A 25,243-nucleotide genomic window follows, 5' to 3' on the forward strand; every position below is an offset into this window, starting at 1 on the left:
TAACTCGCGCGCGGCACAAGGCCGGCCTCTTCACGGAGGCTGGCTTTTTGCGTTAAAGCCGCGACCGTCTCTGGACGCCACCCCCGTCCGCGCCCTTCGGAAATTCAGGAAAAGCTACTGAGGCGTGCAGCGAGATCGTGGGAATCGCGCGGAAGTCCCGCAAGCCGATTCGTTGGCGAGCCCGATTTTCCTGAATTTCCGAAGGGGGAAAGGGCAGGGGGAAACGGGGGAAAGGGGAAACGGGGCACAGGGCAGGGCACGGAAAACGTGGCAGCGGCAATTACAGAGACAGTGCAGGGGACGCCGCCCGCGACGGCAATAACGGCAACAACCGCGGCAGATGCGGCAGGTGTGGCCCGGTGCCCGCTAGTGCGCTGAGTCGCGATCCTGCTCGTCGAGATCGAGCAGTTCGTCTTTGTCGGGCCGGATAGCGAGCACGAGCATCGCGATAGTCACGAGCGAGACGATGAAGGCGATTCCGGCGAAAATGAGGCCGAGCATCCATTCGCGAGTGGACATGAATACGACGAGTCCCGTGAAAACCGCAAAGATTCCAGAAAGGCCGAGCATCTCGGCTGGGCGCGTACGGTCACGCTTGTTGGGGGAATCCACCTAGTCCTCTTTCTGTTGCACGGCTGCGGTGGCCGCGATGTGATCGTTGCTGCTCCACTTGAGTGAGAGCGCAGCAATCACCAAATACACCCCAAGGATGGCCCAATAAGCTCCAAGAAGCCCGACGACCACGATGGATGCCGTCAATTCTCGATCGACGCCGTCAGGTCCCGTGTACGGCTGAGCAAATCCCGGTGGAACCAGCAGCACGACGAGTGCGAGGATCGCGGTCAGTGATCCAACGAACACCCAGTCGCGCGATGATGCGTCGCGTCCGCGGCTTCGTAGTCCGAGGTAGAGCTCGATAAAGCCGGTGATTGCAGCGAAAGCGGTGAGCAGGAAGACGAAATACGCCTGCCCGCCTCCGGTGGCAACGAATGCGGCAATTGCGGTCATCACCGTAACGACACCCTGAGTAATCAAGAGGGTGCGCTGGATGCCGCGGTGCGGTGACAGCACGCTGGCGGTCAAGATCACGGCGCCAGCGACGAGGGTGAAACTCGCGAGAGTAACAAGTCCCAGGCGTGCGGAGTGGTCTGCCGAAAATGTGACGGCAATAGCGACAGCAATCGCGGGAATTGCTCGGGCTAACGGCACGTACCACGCGGTGGATGCCGGCAGCGGCTCGGTGTGAGCACTAGTCAAGCGATCGCCTTCTTTCTGAACGAGCGGTTGCTTCTAGTGTAAGCCGCTTGGCGTACCGCTACGTCGGCGCGCTCTCAGGCGCCTTGGGCTAGCGCAGCGGCAGTCGAGCCGCTATGACCCGGGCGGAAGGTCGACGAAACGCGAGAAGTGGCCGTGGAAGCCGACGGTCACGGTGCGGGTTGGTCCGTTGCGGTGCTTGGCAATGATCAGGTCAGCTTCTCCGGCACGGGGGCTGTCTGCTTCGTACGCACTTTCGCGGTGCAGCAGGATAACCATGTCGGCGTCTTGCTCGAGCGATCCTGATTCACGAAGGTCGGAGAGGGCAGGCTTCTTGTCTGCACGCTGTTCAGGTCCACGGTTCAGCTGAGAGATCGCAATAACGGGAACTTCGAGTTCCTTGGCGAGCAACTTGAGCGCACGCGAGAACTCGCTGACCTCTTGCTGTCGCGATTCGACTTTCTTACCGCTCGTCATGAGCTGCAGGTAGTCGATGATGACCATGCGCAGGCCGACTTTTTGTTTGAGTCGGCGGCACTTGGCACGAATCTCGACGAGAGTCATGTTGGGGCTGTCATCGATGTACAGCGGGGCATCGTTGATGCGGCCACGAGTCTGAGCGATTGTGGTCCAGTCGTTGGCGTGCACCGATCCCTTACGCATGTGCTGCAGGGGAACGCTGGCTTCTGCAGACAGCAGTCGCATAGCGATCTCACTGCGCCCCATTTCGAGCGAGAAAACAATCGACGGCAAATCATGGTGAATGGATGCTGCGCGAGCGAAGTCCAAACCAAGCGTTGACTTACCGATAGCTGGTCGCGCGGCCAAAATGATCAGCTGGCCGGGGTGCAACCCGTTGGTGAGTTCATCGAGTTCAGCGAATCCGGTGGGAACACCGATCATCTGACCGTCGCGGCCGCGGGCGGCTTCGATTTCGTCGATCGCACTCTCGACTGCGGTTGTGAGGGGCACGTAGTCTTCGGTTTCGACTCCACCGGTTACAGAGTAAATCTCCGCCTGGGCGTTGTTGACGAGGTCGAGCACTTCGCCTTCGCTGGCGTAACCCATCTGAACGATGCGGGTGCCTGCTTCAACGAGGCGGCGGAGAACAGCTTTCTCGGTGACGATGTTTGCGTAAAAGCCGGCGTTAGCCGCGGTGGGTACGACACCGGTAAGAGTGTGAAGGTACTCAACACCACCAGCTCGCGAGAGTTCACCGGTCTTGGTGAGCTCATCGGTAACGGCGATCACGTCGGTCGGTTCACCGTGCGAGTAGAGCGTCAGTACTGCGTTGAAGATCGTTTCGTGCTTGGGAACGTAGAAGTCTCCACCACGTACTGTCTCGATGACGTCGGCTACGGCATCTTTGCTGAGCAGCATTCCACCGATCGCGCTCTGTTCGGCGAGAAGGTCGTGCGGGGGAACGCGGTCGCCGCGGGAGCCGCGGGATTCGCCGGACTGACGTTCGTCACCGGCGAGGCCCAAGTGCGCAATAGACATACGTTTCCTCCTAGTGGGGCAGCCCTAGTTATACGGGTAACCCCCGACACTCGGGCAGGCTCCTCACTGGTGCCTGCTTCAAGGCTCCTTCACAATACGAAGCATGGTCAACAACCCACAACTGGGGCTGTGGATAGGGCTGTGCAGAACTCCGGCGAAACGCCGCAACTCTTGTGAGGAACCTGTGGAAACAACTGTGGAAACTCACCCCAGTATTTCGCGTAAGGCACCGCTGACCTGCTCTTTTACAATCCACACACAGTGTGTAGAAACATGTCTAAAGTCAGGCTTGAGGGTTCCGTATCTTTTCGAAATCCTGTGCATAAAGGACTTGACAAGTCGGGTTAAAACACAAGGACGACGGGCCAATTGGCCCGTCGTCCTTGCGGTAAATCAGTTACTTGCCTGCAACAACCTGAAGGGTGATCGTCGCAACGATGTCGTCACGCAGACGAATCGTAGCTTCGTGGTCGCCAACAACCTTGATGGGGCTCGTGATCTCGATCTTGCGCTTGTCGATGTCGCCAAGACCAGCAGCGGTGACAGCTTCTGCCACGTGTGAAGGCTTAACCGAACCGAACAGACGTCCACCCTGACCAGCGGTCACGGTGAGCTTGACCTTGGTCGCCTGGAGGCGAGCCTTGAGGTCCTGCGCTTCTTCGAGAGTGGCGTGCTCGCGTGAAACGCGTGCTGCCTTGATGGACTCGACCTGCTTTTCGCCACCGCGAGTCCACGCCACGGCAAAGCCCTGGGGGATGAGGTAGTTACGAGCGAAGCCGTTCTTTACGTCGACGACGTCACCGGGAGTGCCGAGACCGGTCACTTCGTGAGTGAGGATGAGCTTAGACATGTCGGTGGCTCCTTAACGGCCTGCGCCGGCGTAGGGCAGCAATGCCATCTCACGGGCGTTCTTGACGGCCGTGGCGATGAGACGCTGCTCCTGAACGGAAACACCGGTGATACGACGGGCGCGGATCTTTCCACGCTCGGAGATGAATTTACGAAGCGTAGCGACATCCTTGTAGTCGATTACGCCAACGCGAATCGACTTGGCTGGTGCGGCGTTCTTGCCGTCCTTGCCCTTGCGGATGGGCTTGCGGCGGTCGCCGCTGCTCTTTCCTGCCATGAGTGTTACTTCTTTCTGTAATTAAGGCTGAGCGTCGAGTGCCTAGAAAGGCGTCTCGTCGGAGTAGTTGCCTGGCGTGTTCCATACGTCACCAGATGCTGCGGGAGCACTTGCGGCCCACGGCTCGTCTTTCGACTGGCCTGCGCCTTGCTGTCCGCCACCGTTTTGCTGGGCGCCACGAGGGGCCGAGCTATCACGGGGTGCACGGGTTACCTGCGCCGTTGCATAACGGAGGCTGGGGCCGACTTCGTCGATCTCCAGTTCCATGCTCGTGCGCTTTTCGCCCTCTTTGGTTTCGTAGGAGCGCTGACGAAGGCGGCCCTGCGCAATAACGCGGCTGCCCTTAGTCAGGGTTCCAGCAACGTGCTCGGCGAATTCACGCCAGCACGAAGCGCGGAGAAACAGTGCTTCTCCGTCTTTCCACTCGTTCGATGCTCGATCGAAGGTGCGCGGCGTTGAGGCAATGGTGAAGTTAGCCACAGCAAGTCCACCCTGCGTGTACCGCAGTTCTGGATCTGCCGTGAGGTTACCCACGACCGTAATGACTGTCTCGCCGGCCACGACTACTCTGCTTCCGCTTCAGCCTTGGCTGCTTCGACAGGAGCCTCGGTAGGAGCAGCAGGAGCCTTGGCGTCTTCGGCAGGAGCCTTAGTCGCAGCGGCAGGAGCCTTGGTTGCGGCTGCAGGAGTCTTTGCTGGAGCAGCAGCCTTGCGGGCGGCCTTCTCTTCAGCAATCTTCTTGGCAGCAGCTACCTGAGCGAACCCAGCTTCTGCACGCAGCACCTTGGTGCGCATGACAGCTTCGCTGAGTGAGAGTTGGCGGTCGAGCTCGTCTGTTGACTTGCTCTCTGCGGTGAAGTTGACGACGGCGTAGATGCCTTCGGTCTTCTTGTTGATCTCGTAGGCCAAACGACGGCGACCCCAAATATCGATGTTATCGATGGTGCCACCGTCATTACGGATGACATTGAGGAACTTGTCGAGACTGGGAGCCACGGTGCGTTCGTCGATCTCTGGATCGAGGATGACCATGAGTTCGTACTGATGCGTCACAAACCCACCTCCTTCGGACTTAAACGGTTACAGACGATCTGTAACAGGAGGGTGTTGACGTTCGTCTTTCCACCTATTGGTAGTTAGACAACCTGCCTAGTGTAGTTGCTTGGCGGGTCAATACTCAAGGCGAGAAGACTAGTGGGCATTATTGACGCTCAGCCCACCACGCGCGCAGTCGCTTTTCTGCCTCAGGCTCACCCAGTGGCCCCTCGTCGAGTCGCAGCTCGAGCAAGAACGAATACGCCTCTCCAACCTCACGACTCGGCTTAAGTTCCAGAATGGCCATGATCTGTTCGCCGTCGAGATCGGGGCGTACTGCCGCAATTCCCTCTGCCTCAGCGATTGCCGCGATCCGATCTTCGAGGTCGTCGTAGGCAAAAGCTAAACGGTCGGCCTTCCGCACATTGCGCGTAGTGACATCCGCCCGGGTAATGATGTGTAGGCGTTCAAGCTGAGTTCCGGCATCCCGAACGTAGCGGCGCACAGCCGAATCAGTCCACGCGCCCTCGGTGTAACCGAAGAAGCGCAAGTGAAGCTCAACGAGCCGCGCTACCGAGGTGATTGTGTCCTTGTCGAAACGCAGAGCCCTCAAACGCTTCGTCGCAAGCTTTGCCCCAACAACGTCGTGATGGTGGAAGGTCACGACACCGCCGCGTTCGATTTTGCGCGTCGAAGGCTTGCCGATGTCGTGCAGTAGCGCAGCGATCCTCAGAACAAGGTCTGGGCCCTCGATTCCCGGGCGACTCTTTTCGAGGTCAATCGCTTGACGCAACACTGTCAGCGAATGCTCGTAGACATCCTTGTGGTGGGCGTGCTCATCGACCTCAAGCTTCAATGCCGGAATCTCGGGGAGCACGTGGTCAGCAATCCCCGTCTCGACCAGAAGGCGGATGCCCGGAACCGGGTCATCCGTCTTCAACAGTTTTGTGAGCTCATCACTCACCCGCTCGACGCTGACGATCTCGATGCGCGGGGCGAGCTCTGTCATCGCCCGAACAGTGTCAGGCGAGACCGTGAAACCCAGCTGCGACGTGAAACGCGCGGCTCGCATCATCCGCAGCGGATCATCGCCGAACGACACCTCAGGCGATCCAGGTGTTGTGAGGGTTTTGGTCAGCAGGTCCTCAACACCATTCCACGGGTCAACAAGAACCCGCTCAGGCAAACGCAAAGCCATCGCATTGACGCTGAAGTCCCGACGTTCGAGGTCTTTCTCCAGAGAATCACCAAAAGCGACAACCGGCTTTCTCGTTTCACCGTCATAGCTATCGGCACGATACGTCGTAATTTCGACCGTTTCCCCGTCAATGCGGGCCGCGATCGTGCCAAAGTCTCGACCGATGTCCCACTGCGCATCCGAGATCGGCTTAACGATTCGCATGATGTCGTCGGGGTTCGCATTTGTCGCAAAATCGAGGTCGCTAACAACGCGCCCCAGGAAGGCGTCCCTCACCGGTCCACCCACAAGCGCGAGTTCGAAGCCTTCAGCAGCGAATCGCGCGGCTAGGGTGGCTACGGGTTTAGAGTCGGCAAGCTTTCCGAGACTCTCAATTGCGGCGGCAACACTCTCCATGATGCGACTAGTTTCGCACGACCATTGCGAGCAATTTGCCCGATGAGTGCACAACGCACCCATCATTCAGAGAAGGACGAATAAACTCACACCATGCTGGCCAAGCGAGAGTACGGGGTAGACCCTTGCCTATAAGAGTATTCAGCGCCGCCATCGTGCTCGGCCTAGGCCTCACTCTTGCCGCGAGCGGAGCAAGTGCTACACCGAGCGCCAGTGTCGCTCCGACGTTAACGACGGCATCCGCTGCCACCGAGGTCACCGTGATCGCGCCATTGACTGTCCCCTCCGGCAGCGGTGGGCTCATCGATGCCGAAACTCTTGCCGACTACACCGACTCCTTGGGGCTGCTGACTCGGCAATTGGATGCTGTGGCAGGAAAGCCCATCGCCGTTGCCATCGATCCGATGATCTTGGTCTCCATTCGCGCGCTGGGCACTAGCGCGCCAGAGTCTGCTCGCAATTGGCTCGAGCGCCTTTCGCTCATCTCCAACGAAATTGTTCCGCTGCCCTACGCGAACTCCGACCCGACGTTGGCTACGCAGGCTGGTGAGGCGACAACGCTCGCTCCAGTGAGTTTCGATTTTGCGCTCGATCCCGCCAACTTCGCAGACGCTGACGCTCCCGCATCAACCGATAACGCAGACGCGATGGATGTCGGCGCCGACGTCATTCCGACCTATCCCACAACGGAAGAACTTCTGGCCTGGGATTATTCACTCCCCGGTTTAGTGCACCCCCGAGCAAATAGTGTCGTGACGAGTGATCTCGACGCGTTTGCCGCCAGTGGCTTCAGCACAGTCGTTCTGTCGTCAACGAATGTTGAACGAGAGGCTAGCGCTGGCTCGGTTGTCACGATCGACGGCATGACAGCCCTCATCGCCGATTCAACAGCATCTGCGGCCATGGATGATGCCCTCGGCTCCACTCTCGACCGAGATGTCACTGCGGCAGAAACAGCTCTTGCTTCTGCAGTACTCACGGCGGGCAATGCCCAGTCAGCCGCGACCGCGACTGTGCTCGTCGCGATCGATCATTCTCTTGAACTCAGTTCGGCCCGACTTGATACCGCACTAGCCAGCCTCACGGCGAGCCCATCAATCACTCTTGTTCCTCTTACCTCGCTCGCCTCAGCGACGGCGATTGCTGCAGCATCGCCCGCAACAGTCATTGATACGCCTCAGAGCGCTGAGCGCATCGGCGATGTCGGTCGTCTCCTGGCTGCTGCGGAACAGGAGAACACTTTCTTCTCCATCGCCGACGACCCTGAAGCACTGGTTGCCCAGCGTCGACTCGAACTTCTTGACGTAACGAGCGTTGTCCCGACCGAAGATCCCGCCGACTGGCTCAGTGAGGTCAGTACCTTTTTGGCCGACTCTCGAGACATCCTCTCCGCGGTTAGCGTTGTGGAATCCAGCAACTTTCTCTTCTTAGCTGACAACAGCTTCTTGCCCATCTCCGTGAACAACAACCTCAATCAGGCAGTGACCGTCTTCATTACGGTCGACCCGCGAACTGGTCTTCTCGCCGTAGGAAATGGTCGCGTCGAGCTTCACATCGAAGCAAATTCGCAAGCGAAGGGCAACATTCCTGTGCAGGCGCTGTCCAATGGTGTTGTCGACGTTGATATCAGCCTCACGAGCAGCACTGGGCTCCCCATCGGCAGCAATACCGTCAGCGAAGTCAATGTTCAGGCTGGGTGGGAAACGCCCATTGTTTTGGCCTTCGCTGCACTCGTGGTGGTGGTCTTCGGAGTCGGATTCGTTCGGAGTATCGTGCGCCGCAGAAAGCCCGTAGATGACTAATCCGAGAGAACCCGAAACTCAACCGGGTCCGGGGGTGCCCACTGCCGCAACGGCGCTTCCCGCCCAGAAAGCGTCAACAATCGGCCGTGCGAGTGCTCTGCTTGCGTCGGGCACCTTTGTTTCGCGCATCCTTGGCTTCCTCAGCGCTCTCGTTCTTGCCCGCACTCTTGGCTTGTTCGGGTCCGGTGACGCCTACGCGATCGCCAATCAGTTGCCCAAGAGCATCTATGCGATCGTCGCCGGGGGAATGCTTAGTGCGGTCATTGTGCCGCAGATTGTCAGAGCGGCGCTTCACAAAGATGGTGGCCAAAAATTCATTAATCGCCTGGTGACTCTCGGCGTAGTCGTCTTTCTGGTGATCACCGCCATTGCGACTGTCAGTGCCCCATGGCTCGTTCAGGTGTACGCACAGTCGAGCGACAAATTCGGCCCGCCAGAGTTTGCTCTCGCTACCGCCTTCGCCTACTGGTGCCTGCCGCAGATTCTGTTCTACGCGCTCTATTCACTTTTGGGCGAGGTGCTCAATGCCCGCGGCAAGTTCGGACCATTTACCTGGGCTCCCGTCGCGAACAACGTCGTAATGCTTTCCGGTCTGATCGTGTTCCAGTTGCTTTTCGGCACTGTTTCCGGCGTGCCGCCAGCGGACTGGACCGATCAGATGGTCGCAGTCCTCGCTGGGAGCGCCACTCTTGGGGTTGCCGTTCAGGCAGCTCTCTTGGCGTATTTCTGGCACCGGGCCGGTCTTCGGTATCGCCCAGAATTCCGCTGGCGCGGGGTAGGTCTCGGCGCAGCAGGAAAAGCGGCAGCGTGGACCTTCGGCATGATCCTGGTCACACAGATAGGTGGTGTGATCGGTACGCGCGTTGCGACGATTGCGTCTGGTGGGGCATCCGTCTTCCTCATCACCACCGCGTGGCTCATTTTCATGCTCCCGCACTCGGTGATTGCGGTATCGATCGGTATGGCCTACTTCACCCGGATGAGCGGCCACGCGCGTGACGGAGATCTCGCGTCAATGCGCGACGATGTTTCTTCATCTCTGCGGTCGATCCTGATGCTGCTCATGTTTGCGGCGATCGGCCTGATGGTGATTGCGTTCCCCTTCAGCGCACTATTCGCCACTAGTTACGACCAGACACTATCGCTGGCCTTCGTGCTCATCCTTTACCTTGTCGGCCTAGTCCCGTTTAGCGTTATGTACGTGTTGCAGCGGGTCTTCTATGCGTTCGAAGACACTCGTACCCCGTTCATCCTGCAGAGTCTCCAGGTGGTGCTGTATGTCTGTGGAGCGCTTGTCGTCTCGACGTTCCCCGTTGATCGCATCGCCATGGGATTGGCGGCGATGATTAGCATTGCCGGCACGATTCAAACCGTTATTGCCCTTATCGTTCTGCGCAAGAGAGTTCCCGGGTTTGTCATTCTTCCGCTCATCTTGCGTGCGTTGTGGTTCTTTGCGGCAATGCTGCCTGCAGCCGCCGCCGGCTTCGGAATTCTGATGCTTCTTGGCGGATTTGGCGAAGATTCCTTTGTTGTTTCCGGTTTTGCTGGTGGCTTTGCTTCCATCGCGCTGGCAGGTACCGGAATGTTGGTCATCTATGCGGCAACTCTCGCGCTCACCAAGAATGACGAGTTCTTCGCTTTCGCCAAGCCCATCGCATCGCGTTTGCGCCGCCGGTAGCCTTCGCTCGATACCCTCGCGGTTTACCCGAAAGGGAACTCACAACGACGGGGCTACTAACAATCTGCAGCTAGCCCCGCATGCCCCAGCCGCTTGGAATACTCCATAGCTAGGATGTGTTGAACCGGGTAATAACGATCCCAAGGAGACACGAAAAAGTGCGTCAACTCATCATCATCGGATCCGGCCCCGCCGGTTACACCGCTGCGATCTATGCTGCCCGCGCAAATCTCGCGCCGCTGGTGATTGCTAGCTCGGTAGAGGCTGGTGGCGAGCTTATGAAGACCACCGAAATCGAAAACTATCCTGGTTTTGCTGAAGGAATTCAGGGCCCAGACCTCATGCTCGAAATGCAGAAGCAGGCTGAGCGGTTCGGCGCTGAGATCGTTCTCGATGACGTCACTGACCTGCAGCTCGATGGACAGGTCAAGAAGGTCACTCTCGGCAACGGCGACGTGCACGAAGCTCTCGCGGTAGTTTTCGCAACGGGTTCTGCTTACCGCAAGCTTGGACTTCCTGACGAAGAGCGCTTGAGCGGCTACGGCGTCTCATGGTGCGCGACCTGCGATGGTTTCTTCTTCCGCAAAAAGACGATCGCTGTCGTCGGCGGCGGCGATTCGGCGATGGAAGAGGCAACGTTCCTCACGAAGTTTGCTGACAAGGTTTATGTGATTCACCGTAAGGACGAACTGCGTGCGTCCAAGGCAATGCAGGAGCGTGCATTCAGCGATCCCAAGATCGAATTCGTCTGGAACAAGGCTGTAACCGGCATTACCGGTTCCGACCTCGTTGACGGTATCGATCTCACAGACACCGTTGATGGCAGCACGTCACACCTCGACGTCAGCGGCCTGTTCATTGCTATAGGCGCAGACCCCCGCACACACCTCGTGCACGGCCAGCTCGATATCAACGCCGACGGAACAGTGGCAGTGGATGGTCGTTCCTCACGCACGAACATCACCGGAGTTTTCGCCGCCGGCGACGTCATCGACCCCACTTACCGCCAAGCAGTAACGGCCGCCGGCTCCGGCACCGTTGCAGCCCTCGATGCGGAGCACTACCTCGCATCACTGCCGCGCGAACTTGTCGCCGGCGCAGTCCAGCCCAAGGAGCAAGAAGCTCCCGAAGCCGCCGGCGTACCCACGCTGGCTTAGTCGCTCACCGCAGACATCCCAACGAACAAAGGAACCTTTAATGTCTTCAGCAACAGAAGTAACCGACGCCAACTTTGAAGAGCTCGTCCTCAACTCAGAGGACACCATCATGGTGGATTTCTGGGCCGAATGGTGCGGCCCATGTCGCCAGGTTGGTCCGATCCTCGACCAGATCGCCAGCGAGCACTCCGACAAGATCAAGATCGTCAAGCTCAACGTCGACGACAACCCCCAGATGGCGATGAAGTACCAGATCACATCTATCCCCGCCATGAAGGTCTTCCGCGGTGGAGAGGTTGTCAAGACCGTCATCGGCGCAAAGCCGAAGCCAGCGCTTGAGTCTGACCTCGCAGAGTTCTTGGCCTAAAGGAACTTCGTAGTCGAAGGCCTCCGACATCCACTACTTGGTGGGTGTGCGGAGGCTTTCGTACTTAACGCCCGTGAGTCGCTCTGATTCGGCCCACAATTTTGTTGCATCTACTTCGGAGTGCGAGGCCGGGCTTGATTCAACCAACACAGGGGCACCACGGTACTCCTTGCGGCCCGATGGACCGAAGTAGTCACCTCCATTCGCCTGAGGGTCTGTTGCGGCCCGCAGAGAAGGACGAGCGCCCTGCTTCGGGGTTTGGATGCCCAGAAATACGAGTTTTTTCAGTGGGCGCAGGTACCAGCGATCAAACAGGTGATCCGCGAGCCCTGTTCCGGCGGTGCCCGGATGCGCGGCTACCGCCATTGCATCCACTCCTGCCAGCGCGAAGCGGCGTTGGAGCTCATAAGTGAATAGAAGATTGGCCAGTTTGGAGCGGCCGTAGGCAGCACGCGGTGTGTAGGAGCCGTTCTGGAACATGAGGTTGCCGAATTCCATGAATCCCCAGCGGTGGGCCAGGCTCGACAGGCTCACAACTCGTGCACCAGGAGTAGTAGTGATGAGATCGAGGAGGTGCCCGGTGAGGGCGAAGTGCCCGAGGTGGTTGGTGCCGAGTTGGGATTCGAATCCGTCAATCGTGAGCTGGGCATCCGTCATCATGATCCCGGCATTGTTGATCAGCAAATCTAGACGTGAATGTTTCCCGTGAAACTCTTCACTGAATCGACGAATCGATTCAAGATCCGCGAGATCGAGGAGCATTGTTTCAACGGAGACGTCGCCGAGCTGCTCGACGATGGCAGTTTTCGCCGCTGCTGCCTTTTCAGTAGTTCTCATCGTCATGACAACGAGCGCGCCAGCCTTGAGCAAAGCACGGGCCGTCTCGAAGCCGAGCCCTGAGTTTGCCCCGGTAACGATCGCGACCTTGCCAGTGACGCTTGCAATGTCGGATTCGGTCCATTCGGTGCGAGCGTTCACTGGTGTCCTCAATTTCGTGCTGAAACGGTGACGTTAACGGCCACGTCTGGGGGTTCTGTCGCCAACGTGCACTGGCACCTTGCTAGTTGAGCATGAGTTTCTCTGCACGGGCTCACAAAGTTGATTCGGAACGGAGCGGCTGTCAGATTGCTGATCGGTTCGGTGTAATCCTTGCTCAGTTTCAGGTGGCAACCGACAAACGCCTATTGTTTAAAGTCAACCGAACGGGACTACCCATGACAACACAGCCAAACAACCTCGATCAGTGGTTCCATCACTATGCGGACCGCGCCTCAGGGCTTGCGGCGTCCGAAGTGCGAGCGTTGTTTGCCGTCGCCTCTCGCCCCGAGGTGGTGTCACTGGCTGGCGGCATGCCCTATGTCTCCGCGCTGCCTCAAGACCTGATCACAGAATCGATTGATCGTGTGATGCGCGATCGCGGACCTGCGGCGTTGCAGTACGGTTCTGGCCAGGGTTTGCCTGCTCTTCGGGAGCAGATCCTCGAAGTGATGGCTCTCGAGGGAATTCGGGCGAGCGTTGATGACGTTGTCGTCACGACCGGCTCACAACATGCGCTTGAACTGGTGACAAAACTTTTCATCAATCCTGGCGATGTAGTTATTGCTGAGGGCCCAAGCTACGTCACCGCGATGGTCGTCTTCAAGTCATTTCAAGCGGAAATAACTCACGTTGAAATGGATGACTTTGGGCTAGTTCCTGACTCTCTGCGCGCACACATCGCTTCAGTTCGTGCCGCGGGAAAGACAATCAAGTTTTTGTACACGGTTCCCACTTTCAGTAATCCAGCGGGGGTAACCCTTAGTTGGGAGCGCCGCATTGAGGTGCTCGAGATTGCACGGGAGAACGGCATTCTGGTTCTCGAGGACAACCCTTATGGGTTGTTGTACTTCGATGGTCCACCTCCGCACGCAATGCGGTCGGTGGAAGAGGATGGTGTGATCTATCTGGGCACGTTCTCTAAGACTCTCGCCCCGGGTTTCCGGGTGGGTTGGGTGCTCGCACCGCACGCCATCAGAGAAAAACTCATTTTGGCGAATGAGGCCGCGGTCCTTTCCCCGAGCTCGTTTACTCAAAACATCATCAGCGAATATATGAGCGTTGCCGATTGGAAGGGCCAGATTGACACCTTCCGCGGCGTGTACCGAGAGCGTCGCGATGCAATGTTGGATGCCCTCGACGATTACCTGCCCGACCTGCAGTGGACTGTGCCCAATGGTGGTTTCTATATCTGGGTAACGCTTCCTGACAACCTCGATTCCAAGTCAATGCTGCCGCGAGCGGTCAAGGAACTCGTGGCGTATACGCCAGGGACTGCTTTCTTTGCCGATGGGAACGGGCGAAGCAATATGAGGCTCTCATTCTGCTACCCGACTCCCGATTTCATCCGCGAGGGAATCCGACGGCTTTCCACGGTGATCAACGGGGAGATAGAGCTGCTCAATACTTTCTCCCAGACTGCCCCCTTGACGATTGCGCCACCCGCGCCATCGATGATCAACCCTCCAGCCAACCTCAGCTAGGACACCATGAACGCTTCACCCACTCGCGTACTCGTTCTTGCCGGCGGAATCTCCCATGAGCGCGATGTATCTCTGCGCTCGGGACGCCGAGTTGCCGATGGTCTACTCGCCCAAGGCAAAGATGTTGAGCTGCGTGATCCCGATGCATCTTTGCTTCCCTATCTTCGCGAGAACAAGCCAGATGTAGTGTGGCCCGCGCTTCACGGCGCGAGCGGGGAAGACGGGGCCCTACGTGGATTGCTCGACCTGATCGGCATTCCCTATGTGGGGTCGCGGGCAGACGCCGCCCGCCTTGCCTGGGATAAGCCAACGGCCAAGGCACTCGTTTCCCGCGTTGGCGTTCGCACCCCGCTGTCGATTGCTCTGTCCCGCGATTCTTTTCGCGAACTGGGTGCACACAGCATTTTGGATGAACTCGCCGACGAACTTTCGGGCGACCTCGTTGTCAAGCCCGCTCAGGGCGGATCCGCACAGGGAGTATCCATAGTTTCTGATCGAAGTGATCTTCCTCGGGCAATGGTGAACGCCTACAACTATTGTGATGTCGCACTCATCGAGCAGCGCATCACGGGGGTTGAGATCGCTATCGGCGTTCTCGACACCGGCATGGGACCTGTCGCACTACCCGCCGTTGAAATCGTTCCTCTTGAAGGCGCCTATACTTTTGAGGCTCGTTATAATGCTGGTCAGACCGACTTTTATACTCCGGCACGAATCTCTGAGAAGGATGCCGCCCGTGCTGCAGAGGCAGCTTTAGCGGCACATTCGGCGCTCGGACTGCGCCACCTTTCGCGCGTCGACATCATTGTTGATGGTGCAGGGACACCGTGGTTCCTCGAGGCAAATGTGCTTCCCGGGCTCACCGAAACGTCAATTTTGCCGCAAGCAATCGTCGCTGCGGGGCACGATCTCGGGCGTGTATATGCAGCGCTGGCAGAAGCCGCAATAGAAGGTCCCTAACTTCACCGCTCAATCCCCTGGCTGAAACAGGTCGAAGACAGGGGAGGGGTCGGATGATCGACCACTCGTTCAACATTCGCGCACTATGAGTCTCGTTCATCGGGCCGTCGGGCCTTAGTCGACTCAGGCAGATTCTGCACCCGATCTGTCGCGGCGCGCAGCCCGGAGCTTCAATCCCAGTTCTCGCGGGCGAGGATGGAGCATCGCGTTCCCCCCAGGATTGCACGGCGCGGAACACCGCTGCGATGTTTCACGTGAAACGATTGCTTCGGCTACTTAAGCTGCTTCGGTTGCTTCGTTCACTCCGCGGAGCTGCATTCCCAACGAATCGCGCGACGGGCAGTAGGAACGCGTGGGCAGGCGAAGGTCGAGCAAAAAGGTCCAGGGACGGGGTCCCGAGCTCCGTTTCACGTGAAACATCGGGAGTCGCAAGGTTGACGACGGGGAAGTTCCCGAAATTTTCATCCCGAGGGCTGGTTCAACTTCCAATCTCCATCAACCGGTTGCGCACAACGGGCGGGTCGCTCGAGGAACCAGCGGACTTCTTAGAAGGGATCTCAGTTCACGAGCACCGCGCTTGAGGTCGCGGCATCAGGAGAATCAGAATCGGGTGTCAGCAAGCGCAACCCCAACACTGACCCTCGCAACTTTCACTGCCGAGACACCTGACGACGATCACGACCTTGACCGTCTCCTCGATCTCGGTCTCGGTCTCGGTCTCGGTCGTCACCGTCACCGTCACCGCAACCGCAACCGCAACCGCAACCGCAACCGCAAGAACCGTCCCTTTTCCTGGTTCCGATTGCTCGACGTTGCCCGGCACTTCACCTCAGCGGCAACCGGGGCCACGAACGCTCCGCGAGCTCCGGGAAAGCAGCGTGAAAGTACTCCAGAAACGACCGATTCCCGCTGTTTCACTCGGGCACCGGGTTCGTGCGCTCCTCAAAGCAACCGAAAGCAAAGGATTGAGCGACCCGTCAACGTCACAGTATCGGGGTCAAAATCCGGAGTGTTTCACGTGAAACAATGCCGAAGACACTCAGTCAGCAAGGTTCTCAGGATTCCGCCGGCCCCACACCGTCCCGCCGCATTGTGGCGTCAGGGTTTCTGCTAATCGCGAACATGAGCTAGCAAAGCTATCCGCACCGAGCAGCCTTAACTGCTCTCACGGGGCTGAACTTTGACCCGAAGTCCGTTTAACACCGAGAATCGACTTCACTCTTAACGTCCACTTTCGAATCGCGCCGAAGGGCGCGACCAGCGGGGGAGTGTTAGCGGTTGAAACCTGTATCGCCGAGTTCCTCGAGAATACGGTTGAGATCGCCCACCGTAGCGAAGTCGATGATGACCTGTCCCTTGCTAGCGCCAAGATTCACCTTGACCCGAGTATTCAGACGGTCCGCTAGTCGTTCGGCAATCTCATCTAGGGGACCTTGCTTCTTGCCCCGTGAAGGCTTCACGCGAGCAGGTTTAGTCGAGAGAGATCCCGCTGCGGCTTCAGCAGCTCGAACCGAAAGCGCTTCATTGACGATTTTGTCCGCCAAACGCTCCATTCCTTGCGCGTCAGGAAGCGACAGGAGCGCTCGAGCGTGCCCGGCGGTCAGAACTCCGGCCGCTACACGGCGCTGAACGCTTTCTGGAAGGCGCAAAAGGCGCAAAGTGTTCGTAATTTGAGGTCGAGAGCGGCCAATTCGCTCGGCTAGCTGCTCCTGAGTAATCCCAAAGTCTGCCAAAAGCTGTTGATAGGCGGAGGCTTCTTCAAGAGGGTTGAGATTCGCGCGGTGCAAGTTCTCAAGCAGAGCATCGCGGAGCATGTCCTCATCTGCGGTGCTCTTAATGACTGCGGGGATAGTGGCAAGCCCCAAATGCTTGCTCGCGCGCAAACGACGCTCACCCATGATGAGCTCGTATTGCGGCTGGCCCTCGAGAGCGCCCGCAAGCGGACGAACAACGATGGGTTGAAGAACGCCAATCTCACGGATCGATACGATCAGCTCTGAAAGCTCTTCCTCACGAAATTCTGTACGAGGCTGCCGAGAGTTCGGAACAATGTCGAGGGGGGAGAGGCTTGCCAAACGCGCGCCCGGAACCGAACGAAGCTTGTCGGTAGAAATCTCTCCGCCGGGAAAGAATACGTCGACGGGACGCTGTTCGTTCTCGTCAGATGCGGGGATAAGGGCGCCAATTCCGCGGCCTAGGCCTGTGCGTTTGGGTGCGGCCATTATTGGGGTGCTCCTCGATGTGCAATCTCCGCTGCTGCTTCCAAGTAGGAGAGCGAGCCTGGGGAGTTCTGGTCATAGCTAATAACAGTTTGCCCGTAACTGGGTGCTTCCGAGATCCTCACTGAACGGGGAATCACTGTTGTAAGCACTTGGTTGGGGAAGTGTTCACGCACATCATCAACAACCTGATTGGCGAGATTTGTGCGGGAGTCATACATCGTCATGAGAATCGTCGAAACCCTGAGTTTCGGATTGAGATGACGTTCGATGAGTTTGATGTTGTTGAGGAGCTGGCTCAATCCCTCTAGTGCGTAGTACTCACACTGGATCGGGATGAGAACCTCCTGTGCCGCAACGAACGCGTTGATCGTCAATAGACCAAGCGAAGGCGGGCAATCAATGAACACATAGTGGTACGAATCCGGGGAGTCTTGAAGAAACTGATCAAGGGCTGAGCGCAACCGCTGCTCTCGAGCTACCAGAGAAACGAGTTCGATCTCAGCTCCAGCAAGGTGAATGGTTGCGGGCACGCAGTACAGCGCCGCGAACTCTGGACTCTTCTGTACAACATCGATCATCGGGACATCGTTGATCATGACGTCATAGACACTAGGCGTCTCTGAGCGGTGCTCCACGCCAAGCGCAGTCGATGCATTCCCTTGAGGATCGAGGTCAATGACCAGCACTCGTGCGCCTGTGCGAGCCAACGCTGCCGCAAGGTTGACCGTCGAAGTCGTTTTTCCTACGCCGCCTTTTTGGTTGGCCACCGTGAAGACGCGAGCCTTCTCGGGGAGGGGAAGAGACGCTGCGGCCACGGCCTGGCGACGACGAGTCAAATCCGCAATCTCCCGCGCAAGCGGCGTGGTCTCATCGAACGATTTGCTCTGTTCGTTGACTTCGCTCTCGGGATGTTTCACGTGAAACTTTCTCTCTGGTACTGCAAAAAAGGTGAAGTGTGGTGGCGGCCCAACCTGCAGCCGAATCAGTCCACTCTAGCCCGAAAGACCCTTGTGATCTCTGGAGTGATTCCTTCGCCAAGAACGAGAGACTCCACGTCATGTAAACGTGCTTTGCGGATCGCCTTTGCTGCCGCTTCAATCTCCTCGTCGATGCGTGCACCTTTCATAAAAACCATCTCGCCGCCGGGGGCAAGGAGGTGCTCAGTGGAAGGAATCAGCTTCGAAAGAGCAGTGACTGCGCGCGCCGTTATCTGAGAAAGACCTTCGGCATAAGCGGCATCCTGTGACCGGGAACGTTCGACAACGACGTTCATTAATCCGAGTCGAGCAGACTCAGCAGACAGCCAGTCCGTGCGACGTTCCATGGGTTCAATCAATACAAACTCAACATCAGGGCGCGCGATAGCGAGAACTAAACCCGGCAGCCCAGCACCACTGCCTATGTCTCCGACAAGGCCTGGCTTCAACAGAGGAGCGACCAAGGCACAGTTCACAATGTGCCGGCTCCATAGACGCGGAACCTCAAGCGGTCCGATAAGGCCGAGTTCTTCTCCCCGAAGTGCAAGGCTCTCGGTGTATTGCCGTGCTAAGTGGATACGATCGCCAAACAGCTCCGCTGCAACTTCGGGCTCGCGTTCGAGCCCCAGTTCTTCGCTCAATGTTTCACGTGAAACTAGGCGCGAGTAATAACAGTGTGGCGATCTCGGCCTTCACCACTCGACTGCGAAACGAAACCACGCTCAGCCACCACGTCGTGAACAAGTTTGCGCTCATAGGACGACATGGGAGGGAGTGCAGCAGAAGCCGAACCGGCTTCGATGCGCTCAACCGCTGTATCGACAAGCTTTGAAAGTTCAGCCGCGCGAGCCTCACGCGATCCGCCGATGTCGAGAATCAAACGGGAGAAGGCACCAGTCTTGTTCTGTACAGCGATTCGAGTCAGCTCTTGAAGTGCAGTAACTGTGTCTGGACGCGACAGCAGTCGGAGATTGGTTTCTTCACTTGACGTGACCGAAACATAAGCGCGACCAGCACGAGCATCAATTTCAATGTCGCCATCAAGGTCGGCGATATCAAGCAGTTCCTCGATGTAATCAGCCGCGATGTCGCCCTCTTCTTCAAGCTGGGCGGAAGTGCGGTCTTCACGATCGTCGACAGGAGGAGTCTCAACTGCCGCGGTGTCAGTGTCAGAAACGTTCGTCATTTCTTTTTTCCCTGCTTCTTCTTGGCACGGTTCTTGCTAACGGGTTGATCCCGCTGCGGGTTCTTGGGTTCTTCAATGACAGCGGTACCTGACTCTGAATCGGGTGCCTCTTCAATGATTCCCTTGCGTTGGTTTCGCTTCGCCAATCGTGCTTCACGAGCGAGCGCTGCTTCACTGCCCGGCGTTGGCATATTGCGAATCACGAGGAACTGCTGACCCATGGTCCAGAAGTTGGAAACGAGCCAGTAGAACATGACGCCCAGCGGGAAAGTGAAACCCGAGAAAGCGAAAACAAGGGGGAGTAGATACAACATGATCCGCTGTTGGCGGTACATGGGGCTTGCCTTCATCTCAGCCGACTGATTCTTCGACATTATCTGAAGCTGGGTAATGAACTGCGAGCCAGTCATCAGAATGACCATGATCACGGCGGTGACGATTACAGCGACGTTGCCTTCAGCGGTGCTGATTGCCAAGTGCAGCGGTGCGATGCCAAAGAGTGAGGAAGTGCCAAATGACTCAGAAAGATCAGCGCTGAGGAGTCCAACTCCGGCTGCATGATCCTCAAGCTGAGCTTCACGAAGCACCGAGAAGAGACCGAAGAAGATCGGCATCTGAAGAAGTAAGGGGAGGCAGGAACTGAAGGGGTTGGTACCAGCCTTCTTGTACATCTCCATCGTCTCGCGAGACATCGCCTCGCGAGAGAATTGATCCTTCTTTCCCTTGTATTTGTCTTGGATCTTTTTGAGCTGAGGAGCAACCTCCATCATCCGACGTTGGCTCTTAATCTGCCGGACGAAGACCGGAATCAGAGCAGCTCGAACAACGAGCACCAGACCAACAATCGAGAGCACCCAGGTGAGGCCGGCATCGGCATCCATTCCCACTGCCGTGAGAAGGGTATGGAATGCGACGAGGATCGCCTCAATCACCCACTTGATTGGCCATAGTAATGAGCCAAAGAATGCAAAAAGATCCATGTGGTGGTTAGCCCCTTTCGTGGCTTGCGGCTATCACAAAGCCGAACCTGGTGATCTGATAACGGTCATGCCGTCGAGCCGGTATGTCGTCGATTCCGCCCTCAGCCCACGGGTGGCAGCGGAGAATACGACGGGAACCAAGCCACACCCCACGGAAAACACCGTGCTCTTGGATGGCTTGAAGAGTGTAATGAGAGCACGACGGGTAATACCGGCAAACATCACCATAGAGAGGTGAGATGACAGCTCGGTAAATACGCAGAATGAAGACACAGACGTTCCGCGGAAGGAGCAGCGCAAACGTAACGAGAGACTTCATGCCTTCACCACGATGCGGTCAATCCCTTCTGCGATCTCAGCCTGTAGCGTAGTCCACTCCGTATGCTCAGAACCTGCCAGCGCACGAACCACGATGTCCGAACTTCTAGGAATGTTCGGGAGAAGTTGCGCGGCCGCCGCGCGAAGTCTGCGACGAACACGATTTCGTACTACCGCGTTGCCTACAGCTTTGGAAACGATAAAGCCAAAGCGCACACTGTTGGATCGCTTGTTATCCACAATGTGGACAACTAAGTGCGGTGCTGCATAACGACGTCCCCGACGAACAGCCAAGCGAAAGTCACTCGGATGCGTCACGCGGTTGGTCTTAGACAACACCGGACGAGGCTAGGCGGAGAGTTCGGTGCGTCCCTTGCGACGACGAGCGCCCAAGATCGCGCGGCCTGCACGGGTGCGCATACGCAAACGGAAACCGTGAACCTTCGCACGACGACGGTTGTTTGGCTGGAAAGTTCTCTTGCTCATAGCTATATCTCCAAGGCCCAGCTCTGGCAGCCGGGAAGAATTAGAAGGCCCAAGGGCCGGAAGTCAACTGATTAAAACTACGGCGTTAAACCCATGCGGTCAAACCACACTTTGTACAACGGCGCATTATCCACACAGAATACATCGTTATTGGTAACGACATGCTGTGGACAACTAAGGTGAGAGTCAGTGCACAACGGCGTATAAAGTCCAGTAAATCAGCGAGAATAGCTGTACTCAGCAGTGGATAAGCCTGTGAGTAAATAGCACCAAGGGATGGGGAAGAAATGTCGGAAACACCCGACCCGACTAACGAGCTGTGGCACGAGGTTCTCGGACATCTCGATGGAGATGAGCGAATTACGCCACAACTTCAGGGATTCGTCAGCCTGGTTGAGCCCAAGGGTGTCATGGCAGGAACTCTGTATCTCGAAGTTCCCAATGAACTCACCCGCGGGATGCTTGAACAACGACTGCGCCAGCCTCTTCTCGACGCTATCGGTTTGCTCAGTGACGAACACGCCATCAACAACTTCGCCACCGTGGTTAATCCAGATATCCAACAGGATGCTCTTTCTCAACAAATACCTCACACCGAGCAGCCCTATATCGAGCCAACACCACAAAAGCCGATCGAGCAGTCGGCCCCGAGACGAAGTGACTCTCGCCTAAACCCGAAATACAGTTTCGACAACTTCGTAATTGGTGGATCAAACCGATTCGCTCATGCTGCAGCGGTCGCTGTGGCCGAAGCGCCGGCTAAGGCGTATAACCCCCTCTTCATTTACGGAGGATCGGGGTTAGGTAAGACCCACCTTCTCCACGCAATCGGCCATTATGCCCAGAGCCTGTACCCGGGCATCCGCGTACGTTATGTGAGCTCAGAGGAATTCACCAACGACTTCATCAACTCGATTGCCAATAACCGGGCGTCGGTATTTCAGTCTCGCTACCGAGAGATTGACATTTTGTTGATCGACGACATCCAGTTTTTGCAAGGGAAAGACTCCACTCAAGAAGCGTTCTTTCACACTTTTAACACGTTGCACGATCACAACAAGCAAGTGGTCATCACGAGCGACCTGCCTCCTAAACACCTCACCGGATTCGAAGACCGGATGCGGTCACGCTTTGAATGGGGTCTGATCACTGATGTTCAAGCGCCAGACCTTGAGACTCGGATCGCCATTCTTCGCAAGAAAGCTCAGAGCGAGAAGATGCAGGTCGGAAACGACATCCTCGAATTCATGGCATCGAAGGTCTCGTCAAACATTCGCGAGCTCGAAGGAACTCTGATTAGAGTCACCGCATTCGCTAGCCTCAACCGCACCGAGGTTGATATGGCCCTCGTTCAGACCGTGTTGAAAGATCTCATCACCCTCGACGACGACAATGTGATTGCACCCGTCGACATAATCAATCACACCGCTGACTACTTCAAGCTCACAGTAGATGACCTGTATGGCTCCTCCCGCTCACAAGCAGTAGCAACAGCTCGCCAGATCGCGATGTACCTGTGTCGGGAGATGACTAACCTCTCGTTGCCGAAAATTGGGCAACTCTTCGGTAATCGCGACCACACAACCGTGATGTACGCGAATAAGAAGATTACTGAGCTCATGAAAGAACGCCGCTCGATCTACAACCAGGTCACTGAACTCACCAGTCGCATCAAACAGAACCATCGATTTGGAAAAAGTTAGCTAATTCCACTTGGGGATAACTTGGGGATAACTCTTTCAACTCGCCGGAAAGATTGTTGAACTACAGACTCGTTCTGTGGAATTGCGAATTCTTGTCATTCGAGTTTCCCCTGCCAACTGAACATTTATCCCCGTCTCCTCAACAAGTCACACGGATGTAGTTTCCAGTAGTTACAAGAAATCTGATGAGTTATTCACACAATCCACAGTGGTTAAGAGTGTGACCTTTAAAGAATGAAATTTGAATCCCAAATAACCTGTGGTTCGCAAGTGGATCGGCTGTGCCAGTATTAACGGCCAGAGCTTGATCCGGTTAGGGGTGGTTCATGAAGTTTCAGGTCAATCGTGATGTCTTCAGCGAGGCGGTTTCGTTTGCAGTCAAACTGCTGCCGCAGCGCACGACGCTGCCCATTTTGAGCGGTGTACTGATTGAAGCGACCGATGAGGGTCTGACTTTGTCATCCTTCGACTACGAAGTTTCTGCTCGAACCCAGATCACCGCTGATGTTGATGAACCAGGTCGAGTGCTGGTTTCTGGCAAGCTTCTCGCAGAAATTGCCAGCCGACTACCCAATGCACCAGTGCGTTTTAGCACCGAAGACAACAAAATTACCGTTGCCTGCGGCACAGGACATTTCACGCTCTCGAGCATGCCGGTCGAGGAGTACCCGACTCTTCCTCAAATATCTGACCGTGTGGGAACTCTCAAGGCAGATCTCTTTTCGGCAGCGATCGCTCAAGTTGCAGTTGCAGCGTCACGAGATGATGTCACCCCGGTGATTACCGGAGTGCAACTTGAAGTATCTGAAAACAACATCTCGCTCGTAGCCACCGACCGCTATCGCGTTGCGGTGCGGGACATCGAGTGGAACGCCGGGGAATCCGGAGTCGAATCTGCTACGGCTCTTGTTCCTGCGAAGACGCTGGTCGAGATCGGAAAGACTTTCGCGAACAGCGGTGAAATTTCCGTAGCCATCACGAGCACAGATGAGCGAGAGCTCATCGCTTTCCAGGCGGATAAGAAAACTGTGACGTCGTTGCTCATCAAAGGGAACTTCCCACCGGTGCGTCGCTTGTTCCCTGAAACTGTGGACAACTTTGCGGTCATGAATACCGCGGAACTCATCGAAGCAGTGCGCCGAGTATCACTGGTACTTGAGCGTGAAGCAGCTCTCCGATTCACTTTCACGACTGAAGGTGTCACTCTTGAGGCCATCGGATCTGAGCAGGCTCAAGCCTCCGAAACGATTGATGCATTCTTGACCGGCGATGACACCGTTGTTTCACTCAAGCCTCAATTCCTGATCGATGGTCTCAGTTCTGTTCACTCCGAATTTGTGCGCATTTCCTTCACGAAGACGGAAAACCCCAATAAGCCGGGCCCCGTTCTCATCACTAGCCAGTCGTCGAAAGACCAACCGGGGAGTGACAACTACAAGTATTTGCTGCAGCCAAACCTGTTGTTGAGGTAACACATGAGCAACACCACGCACATTGGAATTATTGGCCTGGGAAAAATGGGCGGCAATATGCGTGAGCGTATGCGAGCCAAAGGGCTCACCGTCACTGGATATGATCCCAACCCTGAAGTCAGCGACGTCGCGACACTTTCCGATCTGGTGGACGCGCTGCCAGCGCCGCGGATCATCTGGGTAATGGTTCCCTCTGGCCCGGTCACAGATTCTGTAATTACAGATGTGGAAAGTCTTCTCGATTCCGGAGACCTAGTGATCGATGGTGGAAACACTCGATTTACTGATGATGAAATTCATCGCGAGCAGCTTGCAACCCGCAACATCGCATTTGTGGATGTTGGGGTGTCAGGCGGAATTTGGGGCCTCGAAAACGGATACGGGCTCATGGCCGGTGGTGAAGCATCCGATATCGAACGAGCAATGCCAATATTTGATGCCCTTCGCCCTGAAGGCCCCCGTGATGAAGGATTTGTTCACGCCGGTCCTGTCGGAGCTGGACACTACGTCAAGATGGTTCACAACGGTATCGAATATGCCCTAATGCAGGCCTGGGCTGAAGGTTTCGAACTTCTCGATAGCCGCAAAGATCTCGTGAAAGACGTGCCAGGTTCGTTCAAGGCGTGGCAGCGCGGAACCGTCGTTCGCTCGTGGTTGCTTGAACTTCTCGTGAAAGCACTCGAAGAAGATCCTGATTTCGCCGACATAGCCGGATATGTCGAAGACTCTGGGGAGGGTCGCTGGACCGTGCACGAAGCGCTCAATCAGGCTGTTGCTGTGCCGACTATTAGCGCCGCAATTTTTGCTCGATTCGTTTCACGTCAAGAGGATTCACCGTCGATGAAGGCTGTTGCCGCTCTCCGTAATCAGTTCGGTGGGCATAGCGTCCGCAAGAGTTAAGCTTCGAC

General features: G+C 56.7%; 25 protein-coding genes and 1 pseudogene. 9 read left to right on the forward strand and 17 right to left on the reverse strand.

The features are described from left to right. Positions 1-366 precede the first annotated feature (366 nt). The 8 genes and pseudogenes from ACOH1Z_RS07640 to ACOH1Z_RS07675 all read right to left on the reverse strand — a co-directional run bounded on the left by ACOH1Z_RS07640 (position 367) and on the right by ACOH1Z_RS07675 (position 6,508). Positions 367-612 carry a hypothetical protein gene (locus ACOH1Z_RS07640; protein WP_449647847.1) on the reverse strand — a complete coding sequence of 82 codons (246 nt, stop codon included), beginning with the start codon at positions 610-612 and terminating at the stop codon, positions 367-369. After that, complete coding sequence (locus tag ACOH1Z_RS07645; RefSeq protein ID WP_449647848.1) at positions 613-1,257, reverse strand: hypothetical protein; 645 nt, start codon at positions 1,255-1,257, stop codon at positions 613-615. It abuts the gene before it with no gap. Positions 1,258-1,368: 111 nt separating this feature from the next. Further along, positions 1,369-2,754: a replicative DNA helicase gene (dnaB, locus tag ACOH1Z_RS07650; RefSeq protein WP_449647849.1), complete on the reverse strand. Its 1,386-nt coding sequence runs from the start codon at positions 2,752-2,754 to the stop codon at positions 1,369-1,371. A gap of 397 nt (positions 2,755-3,151) precedes the next feature. Further along, entirely contained in the window at positions 3,152-3,604 is a 453-nt protein-coding gene (rplI, locus tag ACOH1Z_RS07655; protein ID WP_449647850.1) for a 50S ribosomal protein L9, read from the reverse strand. Positions 3,605-3,616: 12 nt separating this feature from the next. Beyond that, a complete protein-coding gene (gene rpsR, locus ACOH1Z_RS07660) occupies positions 3,617-3,880 on the reverse strand; it encodes a 30S ribosomal protein S18 (protein WP_009773575.1) in 264 nt (87 codons plus the stop codon). 42 nt (positions 3,881-3,922) lie between these two features. Then, complete coding sequence (locus ACOH1Z_RS07665) at positions 3,923-4,441, reverse strand: single-stranded DNA-binding protein (RefSeq protein ID WP_449647851.1); 519 nt, start codon at positions 4,439-4,441, stop codon at positions 3,923-3,925. Positions 4,442-4,569: 128 nt separating this feature from the next. Next, a pseudogene (rpsF, locus tag ACOH1Z_RS07670) lies at positions 4,570-4,911 on the reverse strand (30S ribosomal protein S6); the annotation flags it as partial. 169 nt (positions 4,912-5,080) lie between these two features. After that, the gene (locus ACOH1Z_RS07675) at positions 5,081-6,508 is read right to left on the reverse strand and encodes a CCA tRNA nucleotidyltransferase (RefSeq protein WP_449647852.1); all 1,428 of its coding nucleotides are present in this window, start codon (positions 6,506-6,508) and stop codon (positions 5,081-5,083) included. A gap of 125 nt (positions 6,509-6,633) precedes the next feature. Between ACOH1Z_RS07675 and ACOH1Z_RS07680 the strand changes: the two genes are divergently transcribed. From ACOH1Z_RS07680 to trxA, 4 genes are all read left to right on the forward strand, one after another. Further along, the gene (locus ACOH1Z_RS07680) at positions 6,634-8,310 is read left to right on the forward strand and encodes a DUF6049 family protein (RefSeq protein WP_449647853.1); all 1,677 of its coding nucleotides are present in this window, start codon (positions 6,634-6,636) and stop codon (positions 8,308-8,310) included. Next, positions 8,303-9,988: a murein biosynthesis integral membrane protein MurJ gene (murJ, locus tag ACOH1Z_RS07685; protein ID WP_449647854.1), complete on the forward strand. Its 1,686-nt coding sequence runs from the start codon at positions 8,303-8,305 to the stop codon at positions 9,986-9,988. The genes ACOH1Z_RS07680 and murJ overlap by 8 nt, the downstream gene beginning before the upstream one ends. Before the next feature lie 158 nt (positions 9,989-10,146). Next, positions 10,147-11,145, forward strand: a complete 999-nt coding sequence (gene trxB, locus ACOH1Z_RS07690; protein WP_449647855.1) for a thioredoxin-disulfide reductase — start codon at positions 10,147-10,149, stop codon at positions 11,143-11,145. A gap of 40 nt (positions 11,146-11,185) precedes the next feature. Beyond that, positions 11,186-11,512: a thioredoxin gene (gene trxA, locus ACOH1Z_RS07695; protein WP_449647856.1), complete on the forward strand. Its 327-nt coding sequence runs from the start codon at positions 11,186-11,188 to the stop codon at positions 11,510-11,512. A gap of 33 nt (positions 11,513-11,545) precedes the next feature. Here trxA and ACOH1Z_RS07700 read toward each other — a convergent pair whose 3' ends face one another. Next, a complete protein-coding gene (locus ACOH1Z_RS07700) occupies positions 11,546-12,490 on the reverse strand; it encodes an oxidoreductase (protein WP_449647857.1) in 945 nt (314 codons plus the stop codon). 236 nt (positions 12,491-12,726) lie between these two features. Here ACOH1Z_RS07700 and ACOH1Z_RS07705 point away from each other — a divergent pair, with 236 nt between their 5' ends. Beyond that, positions 12,727-14,031, forward strand: coding sequence for an aminotransferase-like domain-containing protein (locus ACOH1Z_RS07705; protein WP_449647858.1), 1,305 nt, complete (start codon positions 12,727-12,729; stop codon positions 14,029-14,031). Between the two features lie 6 nt (positions 14,032-14,037). Beyond that, the gene (locus ACOH1Z_RS07710) at positions 14,038-14,991 is read left to right on the forward strand and encodes a D-alanine--D-alanine ligase family protein (RefSeq protein ID WP_449647859.1); all 954 of its coding nucleotides are present in this window, start codon (positions 14,038-14,040) and stop codon (positions 14,989-14,991) included. Positions 14,992-16,262: 1,271 nt separating this feature from the next. Here ACOH1Z_RS07710 and ACOH1Z_RS07715 read toward each other — a convergent pair. From ACOH1Z_RS07715 to rpmH, 8 genes are all read right to left on the reverse strand, one after another. Next, positions 16,263-17,213, reverse strand: a complete 951-nt coding sequence (locus ACOH1Z_RS07715; protein WP_449647860.1) for a ParB/RepB/Spo0J family partition protein — start codon at positions 17,211-17,213, stop codon at positions 16,263-16,265. Continuing rightward, positions 17,213-18,130 carry a ParA family protein gene (locus ACOH1Z_RS07720; protein WP_449647861.1) on the reverse strand — a complete coding sequence of 306 codons (918 nt, stop codon included), beginning with the start codon at positions 18,128-18,130 and terminating at the stop codon, positions 17,213-17,215. Before ACOH1Z_RS07720 ends, ACOH1Z_RS07715 begins: the two co-directional genes overlap by 1 nt. Positions 18,131-18,195: 65 nt before the next feature. Next, a complete protein-coding gene (gene rsmG / locus ACOH1Z_RS07725) occupies positions 18,196-18,831 on the reverse strand; it encodes a 16S rRNA (guanine(527)-N(7))-methyltransferase RsmG (RefSeq protein ID WP_449647862.1) in 636 nt (211 codons plus the stop codon). A 14-nt stretch (positions 18,832-18,845) separates the two neighbouring features. After that, positions 18,846-19,376, reverse strand: a complete 531-nt coding sequence (locus ACOH1Z_RS07730; RefSeq protein WP_449647863.1) for a Jag family protein — start codon at positions 19,374-19,376, stop codon at positions 18,846-18,848. Further along, the gene (gene yidC, locus ACOH1Z_RS07735) at positions 19,373-20,356 is read right to left on the reverse strand and encodes a membrane protein insertase YidC (RefSeq protein WP_449647864.1); all 984 of its coding nucleotides are present in this window, start codon (positions 20,354-20,356) and stop codon (positions 19,373-19,375) included. The genes ACOH1Z_RS07730 and yidC overlap by 4 nt, the downstream gene beginning before the upstream one ends. Before the next feature lie 7 nt (positions 20,357-20,363). After that, a complete protein-coding gene (yidD, locus tag ACOH1Z_RS07740) occupies positions 20,364-20,675 on the reverse strand; it encodes a membrane protein insertion efficiency factor YidD (RefSeq protein ID WP_449647865.1) in 312 nt (103 codons plus the stop codon). Next, the gene (gene rnpA, locus ACOH1Z_RS07745) at positions 20,672-21,013 is read right to left on the reverse strand and encodes a ribonuclease P protein component (protein ID WP_449647866.1); all 342 of its coding nucleotides are present in this window, start codon (positions 21,011-21,013) and stop codon (positions 20,672-20,674) included. Before rnpA ends, yidD begins: the two co-directional genes overlap by 4 nt. A 9-nt stretch (positions 21,014-21,022) precedes the next feature. Further along, a complete protein-coding gene (rpmH, locus tag ACOH1Z_RS07750; protein ID WP_010204566.1) occupies positions 21,023-21,160 on the reverse strand; it encodes a 50S ribosomal protein L34 in 138 nt (45 codons plus the stop codon). Between the two features lie 287 nt (positions 21,161-21,447). Between rpmH and dnaA the strand changes: the two genes are divergently transcribed. The 3 genes from dnaA to gnd all read left to right on the forward strand — a co-directional run bounded on the left by dnaA (position 21,448) and on the right by gnd (position 25,235). Beyond that, positions 21,448-22,863, forward strand: coding sequence for a chromosomal replication initiator protein DnaA (gene dnaA, locus ACOH1Z_RS07755; protein ID WP_449647867.1), 1,416 nt, complete (start codon positions 21,448-21,450; stop codon positions 22,861-22,863). A gap of 326 nt (positions 22,864-23,189) precedes the next feature. Continuing rightward, positions 23,190-24,335, forward strand: coding sequence for a DNA polymerase III subunit beta (dnaN, locus tag ACOH1Z_RS07760; protein ID WP_449647868.1), 1,146 nt, complete (start codon positions 23,190-23,192; stop codon positions 24,333-24,335). 3 nt (positions 24,336-24,338) lie between these two features. After that, positions 24,339-25,235, forward strand: a complete 897-nt coding sequence (gene gnd, locus ACOH1Z_RS07765; protein ID WP_449647869.1) for a phosphogluconate dehydrogenase (NAD(+)-dependent, decarboxylating) — start codon at positions 24,339-24,341, stop codon at positions 25,233-25,235. Positions 25,236-25,243 lie beyond the last annotated feature (8 nt).

The sequence above is a fragment of the Rhodoglobus sp. genome, assembly GCF_053580035.1.

Coding starts and splice junctions, on each gene's coding strand:
- dnaB (WP_449647849.1), bottom strand. CDS start 2,754: ATGTCTATTGCGCACTTGGGCCTCGCCGGTGACGAACGTCAGTCCGGC.
- rplI (WP_449647850.1), bottom strand. CDS start 3,604: ATGTCTAAGCTCATCCTCACTCACGAAGTGACCGGTCTCGGCACTCCC.
- rpsR (WP_009773575.1), bottom strand. CDS start 3,880: ATGGCAGGAAAGAGCAGCGGCGACCGCCGCAAGCCCATCCGCAAGGGC.
- ACOH1Z_RS07675 (WP_449647852.1), bottom strand. CDS start 6,508: ATGGAGAGTGTTGCCGCCGCAATTGAGAGTCTCGGAAAGCTTGCCGAC.
- murJ (WP_449647854.1), top strand. CDS start 8,303: ATGACTAATCCGAGAGAACCCGAAACTCAACCGGGTCCGGGGGTGCCC.
- trxA (WP_449647856.1), top strand. CDS start 11,186: ATGTCTTCAGCAACAGAAGTAACCGACGCCAACTTTGAAGAGCTCGTC.
- ACOH1Z_RS07705 (WP_449647858.1), top strand. CDS start 12,727: ATGACAACACAGCCAAACAACCTCGATCAGTGGTTCCATCACTATGCG.
- ACOH1Z_RS07710 (WP_449647859.1), top strand. CDS start 14,038: ATGAACGCTTCACCCACTCGCGTACTCGTTCTTGCCGGCGGAATCTCC.
- ACOH1Z_RS07715 (WP_449647860.1), bottom strand. CDS start 17,213: ATGGCCGCACCCAAACGCACAGGCCTAGGCCGCGGAATTGGCGCCCTT.
- ACOH1Z_RS07730 (WP_449647863.1), bottom strand. CDS start 19,376: ATGACGAACGTTTCTGACACTGACACCGCGGCAGTTGAGACTCCTCCT.
- yidC (WP_449647864.1), bottom strand. CDS start 20,356: ATGGATCTTTTTGCATTCTTTGGCTCATTACTATGGCCAATCAAGTGG.
- yidD (WP_449647865.1), bottom strand. CDS start 20,675: ATGAAGTCTCTCGTTACGTTTGCGCTGCTCCTTCCGCGGAACGTCTGT.
- rpmH (WP_010204566.1), bottom strand. CDS start 21,160: ATGAGCAAGAGAACTTTCCAGCCAAACAACCGTCGTCGTGCGAAGGTT.
- dnaA (WP_449647867.1), top strand. CDS start 21,448: ATGTCGGAAACACCCGACCCGACTAACGAGCTGTGGCACGAGGTTCTC.
- dnaN (WP_449647868.1), top strand. CDS start 23,190: ATGAAGTTTCAGGTCAATCGTGATGTCTTCAGCGAGGCGGTTTCGTTT.
- gnd (WP_449647869.1), top strand. CDS start 24,339: ATGAGCAACACCACGCACATTGGAATTATTGGCCTGGGAAAAATGGGC.